Below are 15,108 nucleotides of genomic sequence, written 5' to 3' on the forward strand. Positions count from 1 at the left end.
GGGAACTCGCTCTCCTGAAGGGGATGGGGGGTCAGCGAGGGTCCGGGGAGAGCCGGCCGCTGCCCCGGTCCAGGTACCAGGCGGCGGTGCGGCGCAGGCCGTACGCCCGCAGCCGGCGGGTCGAGTTCTCCACCACCATCGTCCGGTCGTGCACGATTGCGTCGGTGTGCCGGCGTACCCGGTTGAGGAACTCCCGGTCGGTCGGCGACGGGCGGCGGGGCATGCCGCCGACGCCGAGGTACGCGGCCGGGGTGATGGCCATGTTGTTGCCCGCGTGCATCCGGTAGGGGGCCCGGTAGCCGGGCCCCCGGTGCGCGGGCCGCAGCCGGCCGAAGGTGGTGGCGACGGCCACCAGGCAGCGGAACACGGCCCGGCCGAACGGCCCATGCTCGTCGCGGCGGGCCTCGATCCGGCCGCAGGCCATCGCCGCGCCGCCGGTGAGCGTGCGGCGGGCCGCCGCCACCCAGCCGGGCCGGGGCAGGCAGTCGGCGTCGGTACGGGCCAGCAGCGTCGCCCCGTGCGCGATGGCGTGCCGGAAACCGGTGTCCACGGCGGCGCCGACGCCCCGCTGCCGCTCCTCGACCAGCCGGGTCGGCACCGGCGACCGGGCGGCGAACCGGCGGACCGCCTCGGCGGTGCCGTCGGTGGAGGCGTTGTCCACCACCAGCAGGGTGAAGTCGAGATCGGTCTGCCGGGACAGCGCGTCCAGGGTGGCCCCGATCCGGGCGGCCTCGTTGTAGGCGGGCACCACCACCCACAGCGCGGTCACGACTTCTCCCAGACCATGGTCATCACGCTGACGCCGCCGCCGAGGCCGATGAACAGCACCCGGTCGCCGGGGCGCAGCCCGGCGTCGACGCGGGCGAGCTGCACGCCGAGCGTGGCGCTGGCCAGGTTGCCCAGCTCGGCCACGGTGATCTCCAGCTTGTCCCGGGGCACGCCGGTCACCTCGACGAACCGGTCCAGGTAGGGCAGGGTGACCTGGTGGACCAGCACCCGGGCGTAGTCGGCCCAGTCCAGACCGGTGCGGTGCCGGACCCGGTGCAGGATGTCCGTGCCGATCTTCTCGAACACGTCGCGCAGCGCCCGCCCGTCGCCGGTGAAGTAGGTGTGCTCGTCGCCCCGGGGATGCCGGGAGCCGCCGCCGGGGATGCCGCCCACCGTCCAGTGCTCGGACCAGGTCTCGGTGTCGACGTCGACGATCCCGCCCCGGGCGACCGGCTCCACCAGCACGGCGGCCCCGGCGTCGCCGAACGTGTAGCCGGCAAAGGCGGTGCGGGCCTGGTCGAGGTCGGTGAGCTGCCAGCGCATCGCCCGGGTCGGTGTCTCGCCGGTCACCACCAGGGCACGCCGGGCGCGGCCGGCGAGAACGGCCGACCTGGCCAGGTCGATGCCGTTGAGGAAACTGTTGCAGGCGTTGGTCACGTCGAGGGCGTGCGCCCGGCCGCCCAGCTCCGCCTGCACGATGTGGGCGGTGGCCGGCTCGACGACGTCCCGGCTGGCGGAGGCGAACAGCAGCAGGTCCACCTCCTCCGGTTCGCGGCCGGCGGCGGCGAGCGCCTGCCGGGCGGCGCGGACCGCCAGGGTCGAGGCGTACTCCCCGTCGCCGGCCATCCGGCGGGAGGAGATGCCGGTCATCCGCGACAGCAGCCCGTCCGGCAGGTGCAGGCCGCTGGCCTCGGCGATGCGGCGGTGCAGTTCGGCGGTGGGCACGACCTGATCGGGCAGGCTGGCGCCGACGGCGGTGATGCCCACTCGTTCCCGGGCGGAAGACGACGCTGACGTGGGGGCGATCATGCGTTGAGCTTGCCCAACGCCGTCGGCGGGCGGATGAGTAGGGGTGCTCATGTTCGCCTGGCGGTGGCCCGGCCACGTCACCGCCACCGCCCGGGCCCGGCCGCGCGGTGGCGGTGGACGGGCCCGGGCGGGCGTCGGGCGTGGCCGTTCCGCGAACGGGTCGCGGGCTACGCCGGCCTACCGGTAGAGGGTGATCGCGACCTCGGCGCCGTACTCGATCGGCTGGGTGAGCGGCAGCGTGAAGGGATCGCCCCACCACGGCGGCGGGGGCGGCGGCCGGCGCCACCACCAGTACAGCCACCACCAGAGGTCGTTGCCGCACCAGGCCGAGTAGAGGTAGTCGTCGACGGCCACGATCGCCAGCGGGCCGCCCGGCTTGGCGGCACCGGCCGCCGTCGTCACCGACTGCTGCCACCCGCCGGCCATGTTGGTCACCACCCGGACCGCGCCGTCGGAGCCGGCGAAGAACACGTTCGACGGGCCGCCGGTGAACTGCGCCGCCGCGAGGCGGGCGCCGGCCGGGGCCGCGCCGGCACCGGTGATCGCCACCGGCTGCCAGGGTTCGGGGCGCGGGCCGAAGGCGAAGCCCACCTGCCAGATCCGGCCGTCCAGCCCGGCGACGTACGCCTGCACCCCGGCCGTGGCGGCCACGGCGACCCCGCCGCCGGGCGGTGCCATGCCGGTCGGACCGGCCGGGATCGTCGCCCAGGTGCCGGCGGAGGTACGCCAGACCGAGGTCAGCGCGCCGTCGGCCCCCACGAAGACCACCCCCGGCATGGTGGACTGCCGGGTCGCGGCGACGACCGCCCCGGGCGGCGCGAGGCCGGGCGCGGACACCCGCTGGGGGCCGCCGCCGGGCCGCACCTGGCGGTTGTAGGAGGCGCTGTAGATCGCCCCGTCGGTGCCGGCGAAGAAGACGTGCAGGTAACCGGCCGAGTCGGTCACCGCGCTCACCCTGGCCCCGGGCGGGGCGAGGCCGGCCGCCCCGTCCCGGTACACGCTGATGTTGGAGGTGGCCGAGCTGGTCACGGCGGCGACGAGCCCGCCCTGGGTGCCGATGACGAACGCGGCGACGTTGCCGTCCGGCTGCCGGGCGGCGGCGACGCCCGCGTTCGGCGGGGCAACGACCGTGCTGCCGAACGGGGTGATCCCGGCCGGCGATGCCAGGTAGAGGCGCCCGTCCTGGCCGACGGTGAAGCTGACGACCTGCGACGCCGCGGCCTGCGCGGCCCGCGCGGGTGGCGCCCCGGTCGGGGTGACGGCCAGAGCCAGTGCGGCTGCGACCGCCACCGCGACGCGGGGGCGCCGGAAGCGGGTGGGTATCACGATGTCCTCTCCGTTCGCCGGGTACCGGGAGGACAGGTTCTCGGCCCGGGCGTGGTCATCGCCAGATGTCGACCGAACAGGTAGCCATCTGCGCGAACACCCATCCGGCGGAGCTCCGCAGCCCGCCGTCCGGCGCCCCGAGTCAACCCTGCCCGGCCAGACGAACATCCCTTCTCGGGCCGTTGAACAGGGGAAACATGCGCCTGTTCCGGCACGCCCGCCGTCCGGCGTCCGGGAATCCGCCGGACGGCGGGCGCTTGCGTCATCGTTCAGGCTGGGGCACCATCCGCTGCGCGGGCGTCCGGGCCGGTCGGGTCGGGTCGGGTGCAGAGCATCGGCACGGACCAGGCGGTGCCCCTCGTCGGGGTTCCGGCGGTCGGTGTGGGTGGGCTCAGGGGGTGCCCCGGGCGTCGGGGTCCAGCCTGGCCCGGACCTGGTCGGCGTCCGGGTGACCGAGCCGGTCGAGAATGTCGACCGCCTGGCGCCAGGCGGTGCGGGCGGCCCCGGGAGCCCCGGCGGTGTGGCGGGTGTCCCCGAGGTGCGTCAGCGTGGTGGCCTCGAAGTAGCGCTCGCCGGCCTCCCGCCAGAGCGCGAGCGCGCGTTCGTAGCAGTCGACGGCCTCCGCGGCCTGGCCGAGGTGGTGGTGCGCGTAGCCGAGGCTGTCCCAGGCGTGGGCCTCCCAGTACCGGTTGCCGGCGCGCTGCTGCTGGGCGAGGGCCCGCCGGCAGTAGTCGAGCGCCCGCCGGTGGTCCCCGAGCTGGATGTGGTACCAGCCGATGTTGTTGAGCGCGTTGCCCTGACCGTAGGCGTGACCCGCGGTCTCGAACAGGTCGAAGGCGCGCTGTGCGTGCCCGAGGGCCTGCCGGTGGTGGCCCTGCCGCTCGGCCAGGATCCCGAGGTTGAGCTGGGTCCGGGCGCTGCCGACGTGGTCGCCGAGCGCGCCGTGCAGATCGAGGGCCTGCTCCAGGTGCGCACGGGCCTCGTCGTGGGCGCCCAGCCGCAGGCATGCCACGGCGCGGTTGCGGTGCGCCCGGGCCTGACCGTTGGGGTCGCCCGCCTGCGCGGCGGCGCGCAGCGCCACCTGCTGAGCGGTGGACTGGTCCTGCCAGGCCCCCACCCGGTCGAGGTAGGTGTTGACGCTCCAGGCGAGTTGCCAGGCGTGGGCCCCGAAGCCGTTGCCGGCGGCGAGGGCGACGGCGGCGAGCAGCACCCGGTGCTCGGCGGTGAGCCAGGCCCACGCCTCGTCGCGGTCGCGCAGGTTCGGCAGCGCCGCACCGGGGTCCGCGGCCGGCAGGTCGATGTGGTCGCGGTGCCGGTACAGCAGCAGGTCCGCGGCGTGGGCGGCGTGCAGGTAGTGGTCGAGCAGCCGACCCAGCACGGCCCGACGCACGGGTTCGGGATCGGTGGCCCGGGTCAGCTCTGCGGCGTACACGGCGAGAAGGTCGTGCAGGGCGTACCGGCCGGGGGCGGGCTCGGCGAGCAGGTTCGCCCGGGTCAGGGTCGCCAGCGGCCCCCGCACCCGCGCGACGGTGGTGGCCGCGAGGCTGGCGGCGGCCGCGACGGAGATGTCCGGGCCGGGGTGCAGCCCGAGCAGCCGGAACAGCACCGCCGCCGAGGGCTCCAGGCTCTGGTACGACCAGGACAGCACCGACCGCACGTCGGCGGCGGCCTCCCCGCCGGAGAATCCGTCGAGGCTGCCCCGCGTGTCGTCCAACTCGTCGGCGAGCCGGGCGAGCCGGAACTCCGGTTGGGTGGCGGCCCGCGCGGCGACGACGGCCAGGGCCAGCGGCAGCCCCGCCGACGCCCCGACGATCCGGTCCACCGCGTCCGGCTCCTCGGCCACCCGCGCCGCGCCGAGGCGTCGGGACAGCAGTTCGCGGGCCTCGGTGGCAGACAGCAGGTCCAGGGCGAGGGGGTGGGCGCCCTGGACGGCGACGAGGCCCGGCAGCCGGTGTCGGCTGGTCACCAGCACCAGGCAGCCCGTCGAGCCTGGCAACAGCGGTCGCACCTGGTCGGCGTCGCGCGCGTTGTCCAGCAGCACGAGCATCCGCCGGCCGGCCAGCAGGCTGCGGAAGAGCGCGGACTGGGCGGCGAGTCCGGTCGGGATCCGCTCCGGCGGCACCGCGAGCGCCTCCAGGAAGCCGCCCAGCACCTCCGCCGGGCCCGTCGTCCTCCCGTCGGGGTCGAACCCGCGCAGGTTGACGTAGAGCTGCCCGTCCGGGAACCGGTCGGCCACCTGGTGTGCCCAGTGCACGGCGAGGGCGGTCTTGCCGACCCCCGCCGTCCCGCCGATGGCGGAGATCAGCACCGTGCCCGGCGCGTCGGCGGGGTCGGTCAGCAGCGCGGTCAACGAGGCGAGCTGGGGCGTCCGCCCCACGAAGTGCGGCGCCGCCGCGGGCAGCTGCCGGGGCACCATCCACTGCCCGGGCGTCCGCCGGTCCCGGCCGGCCGGCTCGGCCGGCGCGGCCCGGGCCCGACGGCCGAGTTGGGCCCGGGCCGCGCCGCCGAGCCGGTCGCCGGCCCGCGCGGCGTCCACCGCCCGCAACAGGCGCCAGTGCGCGTCCTCCCACCGGGCGAGTTCCGTCAGCTCCGCCGGCAGCCGGGCGCCGACCTGCTCGGCGTGGGCGCGGCAGGCGCCGACGTACGCGACGACGAAGTCCCACTCGGGCAGGGACTTGGCGTTGAGCTTGTCGCTGAGGGTGGACCGGGCGAGCGGCCGCCCCAGCCCTGCGGCGACCGCGACCAGCGTGTTCAACGACGGCCCCCCGGCGAGCGTCCGGAGCCGCGTGAGCTCGCCGACGAACACCACGAGCGCGTCCCGACCGGGCTCCCCCACGCCCCACCTCCCCGACGCACACACGAGCTTCGATGAGCTGGGATCAGGGTAGCCACCCGGCGGCAAAGGTGGGACGTCCGCCGCCAACGCGGCCGCCTCGGGGCGGCCGTGACTGCCGAGACAGCGGACAGCGCGGCCGGCCCGGAGCCGCTACCGTGGGCGGTGTTCCTGCGGTTTGGTGCTCCCCCAGTTCCTGACGAACCTGTTGGTGGCCCGCCCGGAGCCGCCCTGGCCTCGAGGATCCGCGATGAGTGACCACAATGCCGACAGTCCCTTCGCCGCGAAGCCAACCGGGGCCGGTCCGCCCGCCGATGCCGCCCTCCTCGGCCCCGGGCACGAGGAGAAGCCGCGTGGCCTGCTCGGCGACGCCTGGCGCGACCTGCGTCGCCGGCCGCTGTTCTGGGTCTCCGCGACCCTCATCACCGGGTTCGTGCTGATGGCCGCGTTCCCCTCGCTGTTCACCTCGGGCGACCCGGTCAACGGCGTGGTGGCCCGCAACTTCGACATGCCCTCCTCGCACGCCTGGTTCGGCTACGACGTGCAGGGCCGGGACGTCTACGCCCGGGTGATCTACGGAGCCCGCGCCTCGATCGTGGTGGCGCTGCTCTCCACCGCCGGCACGCTGCTGATCGGCGGCGCCATGGGCATGATCGCCGGTTACCGCGGCGGCTGGGTGGACGCCCTGCTCTCCCGCTTCGCCGACGTCTTCTTCGGTCTGCCGTTCGTGCTCGGCGCGATCGTCATCCTGAGCACCTTCAACGGCGCGGGGGCGAACAACAGCGAGTGGCGGATCATGGGCCTGGTGATCATGTCCCTGGTCGTCCTGATCTGGCCGGTCGTGATGCGGCTGATGCGCTCCTCGGTGCTGGCCACCAGGGAGGCCGACTACGTCGTGGCCGCCCGCGCGCTGGGCGCGGGCACCGGCCGGATCGTCCTCAAGCACCTGCTGCCGAACTGCCTGGCCCCGCTGCTGGTCTACGGCACCATTCTGGTCGGGTCGCTCATCGGCGTGGAGGCCACCCTGTCCTTCCTGGGCATCGGGCTGAAGACCCCGGTGGTGTCATGGGGGATCATGATCAGCGAGTCGCAGGACTACATCCGGGCCTCGCCCTTCCTGCTCTTCTTCCCCGCCATGTTCCTGGTCACCGCCGTGCTCAGCTTCGTGATGCTCGGCGAGGCGATCCGCGAGGCCCTCGACCCGAAGCTGCGCTGACCACAGCCCGGTCCGGTCACCCACCGCGAGCCGAAAATTCCACATGGCAACCATCCCGCCGTTCGGGCAGACTGTAGCCGGCTGCGGCCCATCGACCGACATGACCGTGCCGCTGCGTCAAACGGGGTGCCTCACATAGGAGAACCGGCATGAAACCCCAGCTTCTGGTGGTGACCCCCGGCGGACAGTGGTTCCGGGAGTACCTGCTGAGCAGCATCAGCCAGGACTACCGGGTGCACCTGTTCTGCGACCGGGAACCGGCCTGGGAGCAGGCGTACCTGCACGGCTGGACGGTGCTGAACACCCTCGACGTGGACGCCATGACCGCCGCCGCCCGCGCCGTGTCGGCCGAGAACCGCATCGACGGGGTGATCTGCTGGGACGAGACCCGGATCCTGGGCGCCTCGCGGGTGGCCGAGGCGCTCGGGCTGCCGGGCGGCGACCCCGAGGTGGTGGGCCGCTGTCGGGACAAGCACCGCACCCGGCTGGCGCTGGCCGCCCGGAACGTGCCGCAGCCACGCTCGCTGCCGGTCGCCGACGTCGACGCGGCGCTGGCCGCCGGCCGTTCGACCGGCTACCCGGCCGTGCTGAAGCCCCGCGCGCTGGGCGGCAGCATCGGGGTCACGGTGGTGCACTCACCGGCGGAGGTGGCCGCCGGGTTCGCGATCGCCGATACCGGCCACGCCGCGCTGCCCGAGGTCCCCGCCGACGACTGGGGGATCCTGTGGGAGGAGTACGCCGACGGGCCGGAGATCAGCGTCGACGCGGCGGTGTTCCGGGGCGAGGTGTGGCCGATCTGCGTGGGTCACAAGCAGCTCGGCTTCGCGCCGTACTGCGAGGAGGTCGGCCACCTCGTCGACGGCGCCGACCCGTTGCTGACCGATCCGGAGCTGCTCGCGGTGCTGCGGGACACCCACGCCGCGCTCGGCTTCACCGACGGCATGACGCACACCGAGCTGCGGCTGACCGCCGCCGGCCCACGGGTGATCGAAGTCAACGCGCGCGTCGGCGGCGACCTGATCCCGTACCTCGGGCTGCTCGTCGGCGGGACCGACCCGGGGCTGGCGGCGGCGGCGATCGCCTGCGGTCGGCAGCCGCGCACGGTGCCGCCGACGGCCCGGGTCGCGGCGATCCGGTTCTTCTACCCGGAGCGCGACGACACGGTTGTCGGGTCGGTGCGCGTCGACGGCGGCCTGCCGCCCGCGGTAGACCGGTTCGTCGTGCTGGCCGAGGCGGGCGCCTCACTGTCGCCGCCGCCGAAGGGCACGATGGTGGGCCGGGTCGCCTACGCCACGGTCGTGGCCGACGACCGCCGGGAGTGCATGGCGGCGCTGGACGCGGTGCAGGAGCGCCTGCGCATCCTGCCGCCGGACGCCGCCTGACCCGTCCCGCGCCCGCCTGCGGCGGGCTGCACCTCTTCGTCCGGGGCGCGGGAGACCGGGCCCACCGGGCACGCGTCGGCGGGTAGTCGACCCGCTGCGGGGCCGCCGATGAGCGGTCGCCGCGCTGGTCACCCGGACCGGGGAGGGCCGGTCTCCCGCCCTCCCCGGTTCCCGTGGTCGACTCAGGACAGGAACTTGTCCAGCGCCGCCTCGATGCTGCCGCTGTCCGGCGCGGCGTACGACTTCATGGTGGCCTTGTTGTACGAGATGAAGCTCGGGCAACGGTTGGCCGGGGCGCTCACGGTGCCGCCATCGCCGATCTTCTCGCCGGTCTTCGCCGCGTAGAACGTCAGCGTGTAGCTCGAGGAGATGTAGGAGACGGTGACGGTCTTGCCCGCGCTGTCCTTGTAGGTGCACTCCTTGGGCGTGCCCTCGCTGCCGGCCACGACCTTCAGGCACCCGACCACGGACACCGTCTGGTAGTCGGCCGACTTGGCGTAGTACGGCTTGTTCGAGCTCACCGACTTCGACGACCACGACGACGGCCGGTCAGGGGAGTTCGAGAAGGCGTACGCCTTGGCGCCGGACGGGCCGTTGTACGGTGCCGCGTTCAGGATCTGGCCGCCGTCGCAGACCGCGGACAGCTCGCTGGAGTAGCGGGCGGTCACCCCGTTGTTGTTGTTATTGTTCGGCTGCTCCTGCGACTCGGACGGCGTCGGCTCCGTCGAGGTGTCCGTGCCCGGCTGCGGGGCAGCGGTGGGGTTCGCGGGCCCGGACGCGACCGGCTTGGGGTCGTCGTCGTCCCCGTTGACCAGTAGGTACCCGATGCCGGTGCCGCACAACGCGAGCAGGACGACCACGGCGGCGCCCACGGACAGCCCGATGACCAGCCCTCGGTTCGACTTCTGCGGCGGCGGCACGGGGGCGGCGAACTGCGGCGGCGGCTGGCCGTAGGCGGGATATCCGCCCGGCTGAGCCTGCGGGGCCGGCGGCCCGCTCCACGGAGTGACGTTCGGGTCCGGCTGCCCTCCGTACGGAGGGTGACTGTGGGTCATCTGAAGCCCTTATCGCTGTCGACGGGTGCCCAGGCACAAGAACATGAACAGGGTAGTGAGCCACGCAAAACCCCGGAACCCGCCGGCGACCGCAACGGGGCACCGCCGGCCCGGACTGGCCACATCCCGTCACTCTGCGCAGACGGGGACAAGCCGCTCCGTGGCCGACCACAGTGCCACCGAAGGGATGTCGGGGACCCCGGCGATGCCCGCTGGCAAAGGGAATCCGCCCCGTGAGGGCGTTCGCCCCAGGCCCCCGGCGGGCTGGTTGCGGACTGTGACGAAAGTTACTGGGCCCGATGCCCGGGCCGACGCCGTCACCGCACCCGTGCCCGCCGCCGCGCACCGCGTCGGGACGCCGCCCGGCACCGGGCCGGCCCGGCCGTCCGGCCCGCATCGGCGGGGGCACGCCGGGGCGCGCCGGAGGACCGGGAGGCGGGATCGGGCCCAGGCAACAGGAACAGGACCAGGGCGAGCAGGACGGCGGCCACGACGCCGTCCAGCCAGTAGTGGTTGCCCGTGCCGACGACGACCAGCACCGTGGCGAGCGGGTGCGCCAGCCACAGCCAGCGCAGCCGCCCGGCGGTGGCCGCGACGAGCGCGACGGCTACGGCGACGGCCCAGCCGACGTGCAGGGATGGCATGGCCGCGTACTGGTTGCTCAGCTCGTCGGCGCCGGGCGCGCCGTAGACGGCGGGTCCGTACCGGCTGCCGGTGTCGACCATGCCGGTCAGCGGGGTCAGCCGGGGCGGGGCCAGCGGCACGAGCAGGTGCAGGGCCAGCGCGGCGGCGGTGAGCCCGGCCAGCGCTCGGCGCGTCCAGCGGTAGTGCGCGGGGCGGCGCAGGTACAGCCACACCAGGCACGCGACCGTGGCCGGGAAGTGCACGTAGGCGTAGTAGCTGTTGGCCAGGCGCACCGGAAGGTCGCCCGCGAGCAGCGGGAGTTGGACGGCGGCCTCGCTGGGCAGCCGGAGCAGGCGTTCCAGCCGCCAGATGAACTCCCCGTTCGCCTCTGCGGTCGCCACCCGGCCGACCACGGCGACGCGAGCCACCTTGTACGCCAGGAACAGCACGGCCACGAGTGCCAGCTCGCGCGCCGCCCGACGCAGCGGACCGCGCCGCCGGCCGGGCACCGAAAGCGCAGCCGGTGCGGCCTCGGCAGTTTCCAAGGGGTCCTCGACTCGGTCACGGCCGTGGGTGACGGCCCTCGCTAAGGGGATCGGCAGCGTACGCCGACCCCCGACGCTCCACATGGGCCGGGGGCCGCCACCGTCGTCGGACGGTGGCGGCCCCCGGTACGTACGTCGACGTCAGGCGTCGGCGGCCGGCGGACGCCTCGTTTCGCCGGAGTCGACGCTCACCTGGTCGAAGGCGGGCGCGCCGTCGATGGCGTCGGCGGCGACGGCCACGGACTTCGCCGGGTCGGGCAGGTCGATGCTCGTGCGCAGGTTGACCGGCTTGAGCAGGAGCGCCGCGATGATGCCGACGACGGCGATGGCGGCCGAGATGAGGAAGATGTGCCCGGTGGCGTCGCCGTACGCCGCGCGGATGATGTTCGCCACGGGCTCGGGCAGGACCTCGAGGTTGAGGCTGCCGCCCCCACCGCCGGACGCGGGGATCCCCGCAGCGGTGAGGTCGTGGGTGACCTGGTCGCTGACCCGGCGCGCGAGGACGGCGCCGAGCACGGAGACGCCGATGGTGCCGCCGAGGGAACGGAAGAACGCGACGCTGGAGCTGGCCGCGCCGATGTCCTTGAGCGCCACCGTGTTCTGCACGGCGAGGACGAGGTTCTGCATGGTCATGCCGACGCCGACGCCGACGATGAGCATGGCCGCGCCGACCAGGACGAGCGACGTCTCGTGGTCGATGGTGCCGAGCATGCCGAACCCGATGACGAGGACGACCGACCCGAAGACGATGTACGGCTTGAGCTTGCCGGAGTTGGTGATCATGCGCCCGGCGATGATGGACGAGCCGAGGACGCCGGCCATCATCGGGATGGTGAGCAGGCCCGCCTCGGTGGGGCTGTAGCCGCGCCCGATCTGGAAGTACTGGCCGAGGAAGACGGCCCCGCCGAACATGGCCATGCCGACCGCGAGGCTGCCGAGGATGGCGAGGGCGGTGGTGCGTTGCCGGATGATGCTGAGCGGGACGACCGGCTCGGCCGCCCGCGACTCGACCCAGGTCGCCAGGCCCAGCAGGAGAACGGTGCCGCCGACCATCGCGCCGGACTGCCAGGACACCCACGCGAACGAGCTGTCGACGAACGAGATCCAGATCAGCAGCACGCTGACGCCGGCGGCGATCAGGCTCGCGCCCAGGTAGTCGATCTTGACGTTCTCGCGCCGGACGGTGGGCAGCCGCAGGGTCATCTGGAGCAGCACCAGCGCGATCGCGGCGACGGGCACGCCGACGAAGAAGCACCAACGCCAGCCGAGCCAGGACGTGTCGACGATGAGCCCGCCGAGCAGCGGTCCGCCGACCGTCGCGACTGCCATCACGCCGCCGAGGTAGCCGTTGTACCGGCCGCGCTCACGCGGCGGGATCATCGCCGCGATGGCGACCTGGACGAGGGCCTGTAGGCCGCCGACGCCGATGCCCTGGAACGCGCGGGCGGCGATGAGCTGGCCGGCGCTCTGCGAGAAGCCGGCGACCACCGAGCCGACCAGGAAGACGACGATGGCTACCTGCACCAGGGTCTTCTTGTTGAACAGGTCGGCCAGCTTGCCCCAGATCGGGGTGGTGGCCGTCGCGGTGAGCAGGGTGGCCGTGACCACCCAGGTGTACTGGATCTGCGAGCCGTCCAGCGCTCCGATGATCTTCGGCAGCGCCGTCGAGACGACGGTGCCACTCAGCATGGCGACGAAGAGCACCAGCAGCAGGCCGCTGAGTGCCTCCAGCGTCTGCCGATGGTTCATCGGCGCGTCTGTCGCCGTGGTGGTGGGTGCGCTCATCGCGCGTCCTCCAGGTTGTCGTTGGTTTTGAGGGCGACATCGAGGTCGCGGGTGAACCGGCCGAGTGCGGCGCACAGCGCCTCCACCTCGCCGGGAGTCCAGTCGGCGAGCGCCCGATCGAGCAGTTCGCCGTACCAGCCGTGTGCGTCGGCCAAGGCGCTCTGGCCCTTCGGGGTGATGGCCAGCCAGCTGGCCCGCCGGTCGGCCGGGTCGGTGCGCCGCTCGACCAGGCCGTGCGAGACGAGCGAGGCGACGGCGCGGCTGACGGTCGACGGGTCGAGCCCGGTGCGGGAGGCCAACTCCCTGGCATGGCAGCCGGTGGCGTGCTGGTCGATCTGGATGAGCATGCCGACCATGCCGATCGGCACTGACGGCCGGTCGTCGGCCCGCCGCTGCTTGACCATCCGCACGCTCTTGAGCAGGCCGAACATCCGAATCATGAGTTCACGGGCGGTGGTTTCCACGCTTACCCTCCCGGTTCCCGATGGTTGCCGCATGCAACTATCCAGCAATCTTGCGCGGCAGGCAAATTTGCGCATTGAGAACTAGGTCACCGTCCCGTAGCCTGGCGGCATGCACGAGGCCGGGCTACGGGAACGCAAGAAGGCGGCCACCCGCCTCGCCCTGCACGAGGCGGCCCTGCGCCTCGCCGCCGAGGAGGGCCTCGACCGGGTGACCGTCGAGGCGATCGCCGACGCCGCCGACGTCTCCCGGCGGACGTTCTCCAACTACTTCTCCAGCAAGGAGGAGGCGATCTTCTACGGCGACACCGTGCGGCTGCGCCGGATGCTGGAACTGATCCGGGACCAGCCGGCCGACGAGCAGCCGTGGACGGTGCTCAGCCGCGCGGCGGAGGCCCTCACCATTGAGGTGTACGGCGAGCTGGCGCCGACCTGGCTGGCCCAACGCCGGCGGGTGCGCAGGCACCCGGGCCTGCTCGCCCACCATGTGGCGGCGTACACGACGGTCGAACGGGAGCTGGCCGCCGAGCTGACGCACCGGCTCACCGGCCCCGAGGTGGCCCTGCGGTCGCGGGTCCTGGCGGCAACCTGCCTGGCCACCCTGCGCGTCGCCCTCCAGCAGTGGATCGAGCACCCGGACGGTCCGCTGCTCGACATGATCCGGACCGCGCTCGCCGAAGTGAGGCCCACACCGGGCACGCCGGGCCCGGCAACAGGCCCCGGCTGACGATCAGGCCGGGGTGGGGTCGGTCCCCGACCAGCCCACGGCCCCGACGTTCAGCGGGTCCGGCGTGGTGGGGTCGGCCCCCGACCAGCCCGCGGCCCCGACGTTCAGCGGGTCCGCCAGCAGTTTGGCGAAGGCCAGCTCGGCGGCGCCGATCAGGGCGGCGTCGCGGCCGAGCGTCGCCGCCCGAAGCCGCAGGTGCTCACGGAAGGCGGGCAGCACCATGCTGTCCAGGCGGCGACGGACGGTATCCGCCCCGGCGGCGTAGATGTCGCGCAACGAGCCGCCGAACACCACCACGCCCGGATTGACCACGTTGGCGAGGTTGGCCACGCCGAAGCCGAGCCAGTCGGCGACCTGCCGCACCGCCGCCTGGGCGGTGCGGTCGCCGCCGGCCGCCGCGCGCAGGACCTCGACGACCGCCGAGGGCCCGCCCGGCTCCCGGCCGGCGTGCCGCAGCAGCGCGGCCCCACCGATCTCGGTATCCCAGCAGCCGCGTGAGCCGCAGCCGCAGGGCAGTCCGTACGGGTTGACCACCATGTGGCCGACCTTGCCGCCGTGCCCCCGGTGGCCGACCACCAGCCGGCCGCCGACGATGATGCCGGCGCTGACCCCGAGGTCGCCGTGCAGGTAGACGAGGTCGTCGACGCCCACCGCCACGCCCCGGACGTGTTCGGCCAGGCCGGCGATGTCGGCCAGGTCGCCGGCGACGAGACCCGGGCCCGCGGCGAGCTCGGCCTCGAACGCGGCGCGCAGCGGCTCGCCGGGACCGCCGATCCGGATCCTCCCGTCGCGGTCACGGGTCGTGTCGGTCACCGCGACCGCGCCGCCCACCAGCAACGCCTCTCCGGTGACGGCCCGCTGCATGTCGCGGACCAGGCCGGCCAGCGGGCCGATCGCGTCGAAGACCGACATCCCGCCGGGCCTGTCGACCTCGCGCAGGTCGAGGATGCGACCGCCAAGACCGATGCGGGCGGCGCGTAGCCAATCCGCCTCGACGCTCAACGCGTGCGTGTACACCTGTGCCGAGCGGGGACGCACCACCAGCGAGGGCCGCCCGGCGCGGCGGACGGTGGTCGGTGCCTCCTCGGTGACCAGCCCGGCGGCGGTGAGGTCGGCCGCGAGCGCCCCGATGGTGCTGCGGTTGAGGCCGAGCCGGCTGGTCAGCTCGGCACGGGACGTCGGGCCGTGCACGTGGACGTGACGCAGCACGGCACCGAGGTTTCGCCGACGGGTCTCCTCCTGGGTCATGCCGGGCGCTCCCGGCGCGGCAAGCTCCGGGTCGCGGCCGACCCGCGCCTGCCCGGGCCGGGTGGGTGTCGCCACGGTCGGGCCTCCTCCCCCGGGTCGGCTCGGCGTC

General features: G+C 74.0%; 12 protein-coding genes. 3 read left to right on the forward strand and 9 right to left on the reverse strand.

Annotated elements, in window-relative coordinates:
• Positions 1–31: 31 nt before the first annotated feature.
• From GVV04_RS02835 to GVV04_RS02850, 4 genes are all read right to left on the reverse strand, one after another.
• Complete coding sequence (locus tag GVV04_RS02835) at positions 32–769, reverse strand: glycosyltransferase family A protein (protein ID WP_328822169.1); 738 nt, start codon at positions 767–769, stop codon at positions 32–34.
• Complete coding sequence (locus GVV04_RS02840) at positions 766–1,797, reverse strand: 3-oxoacyl-ACP synthase III family protein (protein ID WP_161684143.1); 1,032 nt, start codon at positions 1,795–1,797, stop codon at positions 766–768. The genes GVV04_RS02835 and GVV04_RS02840 overlap by 4 nt, the downstream gene beginning before the upstream one ends.
• A gap of 177 nt (positions 1,798–1,974) precedes the next feature.
• Positions 1,975–3,123: a hypothetical protein gene (locus tag GVV04_RS02845; RefSeq protein ID WP_161684144.1), complete on the reverse strand. Its 1,149-nt coding sequence runs from the start codon at positions 3,121–3,123 to the stop codon at positions 1,975–1,977.
• A 391-nt stretch (positions 3,124–3,514) separates the two neighbouring features.
• On the reverse strand, positions 3,515–5,959 hold the full coding sequence (locus GVV04_RS02850) for an ATP-binding protein (protein ID WP_328822170.1): 2,445 nt from the start codon (positions 5,957–5,959) through the stop codon (positions 3,515–3,517).
• A gap of 247 nt (positions 5,960–6,206) precedes the next feature.
• Here GVV04_RS02850 and GVV04_RS02855 point away from each other — a divergent pair, with 247 nt between their 5' ends.
• Positions 6,207–7,172: an ABC transporter permease gene (locus GVV04_RS02855; protein WP_161684145.1), complete on the forward strand. Its 966-nt coding sequence runs from the start codon at positions 6,207–6,209 to the stop codon at positions 7,170–7,172.
• Between the two features lie 149 nt (positions 7,173–7,321).
• Positions 7,322–8,554 (forward strand): ATP-grasp domain-containing protein, encoded by a 1,233-nt coding sequence (locus GVV04_RS02860; RefSeq protein WP_161684146.1) that lies wholly within the window; start codon positions 7,322–7,324, stop codon positions 8,552–8,554.
• A 182-nt stretch (positions 8,555–8,736) separates the two neighbouring features.
• Here GVV04_RS02860 and GVV04_RS02865 read toward each other — a convergent pair whose 3' ends face one another.
• The 4 genes from GVV04_RS02865 to GVV04_RS02880 form a co-directional block, all read right to left on the reverse strand.
• Positions 8,737–9,609, reverse strand: a complete 873-nt coding sequence (locus GVV04_RS02865) for a hypothetical protein (RefSeq protein ID WP_161684147.1) — start codon at positions 9,607–9,609, stop codon at positions 8,737–8,739.
• Between the two features lie 317 nt (positions 9,610–9,926).
• The gene (locus GVV04_RS02870) at positions 9,927–10,778 is read right to left on the reverse strand and encodes a phosphatase PAP2 family protein (protein ID WP_235965544.1); all 852 of its coding nucleotides are present in this window, start codon (positions 10,776–10,778) and stop codon (positions 9,927–9,929) included.
• Positions 10,779–10,919: 141 nt separating this feature from the next.
• A complete protein-coding gene (locus GVV04_RS02875) occupies positions 10,920–12,563 on the reverse strand; it encodes an MDR family MFS transporter (RefSeq protein ID WP_161684149.1) in 1,644 nt (547 codons plus the stop codon).
• Entirely contained in the window at positions 12,560–13,027 is a 468-nt protein-coding gene (locus GVV04_RS02880; RefSeq protein WP_328822171.1) for a MarR family winged helix-turn-helix transcriptional regulator, read from the reverse strand. The genes GVV04_RS02875 and GVV04_RS02880 overlap by 4 nt, the downstream gene beginning before the upstream one ends.
• A gap of 109 nt (positions 13,028–13,136) precedes the next feature.
• Between GVV04_RS02880 and GVV04_RS02885 the strand changes: the two genes are divergently transcribed.
• The gene (locus GVV04_RS02885) at positions 13,137–13,751 is read left to right on the forward strand and encodes a TetR/AcrR family transcriptional regulator (RefSeq protein ID WP_161684151.1); all 615 of its coding nucleotides are present in this window, start codon (positions 13,137–13,139) and stop codon (positions 13,749–13,751) included.
• Positions 13,752–13,754: 3 nt separating this feature from the next.
• On the opposite strand, the gene GVV04_RS02890 is transcribed toward GVV04_RS02885, so the two are convergent.
• Positions 13,755–15,074: an ROK family transcriptional regulator gene (locus tag GVV04_RS02890; protein ID WP_328822172.1), complete on the reverse strand. Its 1,320-nt coding sequence runs from the start codon at positions 15,072–15,074 to the stop codon at positions 13,755–13,757.
• Between the last annotated feature and the right edge of the window lie 34 nt (positions 15,075–15,108).

Origin of the sequence: Micromonospora rubida (assembly GCF_009908295.1) — a bacterium.
In the GTDB taxonomy this organism is placed as follows: Bacteria; Actinomycetota; Actinomycetes; order Mycobacteriales; family Micromonosporaceae; genus Micromonospora; species Micromonospora rubida.

Coding starts and splice junctions, on each gene's coding strand:
- GVV04_RS02865 (WP_161684147.1), bottom strand. CDS start 9,609: ATGACCCACAGTCACCCTCCGTACGGAGGGCAGCCGGACCCGAACGTC.
- GVV04_RS02875 (WP_161684149.1), bottom strand. CDS start 12,563: ATGAGCGCACCCACCACCACGGCGACAGACGCGCCGATGAACCATCGG.
- GVV04_RS02855 (WP_161684145.1), top strand. CDS start 6,207: ATGAGTGACCACAATGCCGACAGTCCCTTCGCCGCGAAGCCAACCGGG.
- GVV04_RS02885 (WP_161684151.1), top strand. CDS start 13,137: ATGCACGAGGCCGGGCTACGGGAACGCAAGAAGGCGGCCACCCGCCTC.
- GVV04_RS02840 (WP_161684143.1), bottom strand. CDS start 1,797: ATGATCGCCCCCACGTCAGCGTCGTCTTCCGCCCGGGAACGAGTGGGC.
- GVV04_RS02860 (WP_161684146.1), top strand. CDS start 7,322: ATGAAACCCCAGCTTCTGGTGGTGACCCCCGGCGGACAGTGGTTCCGG.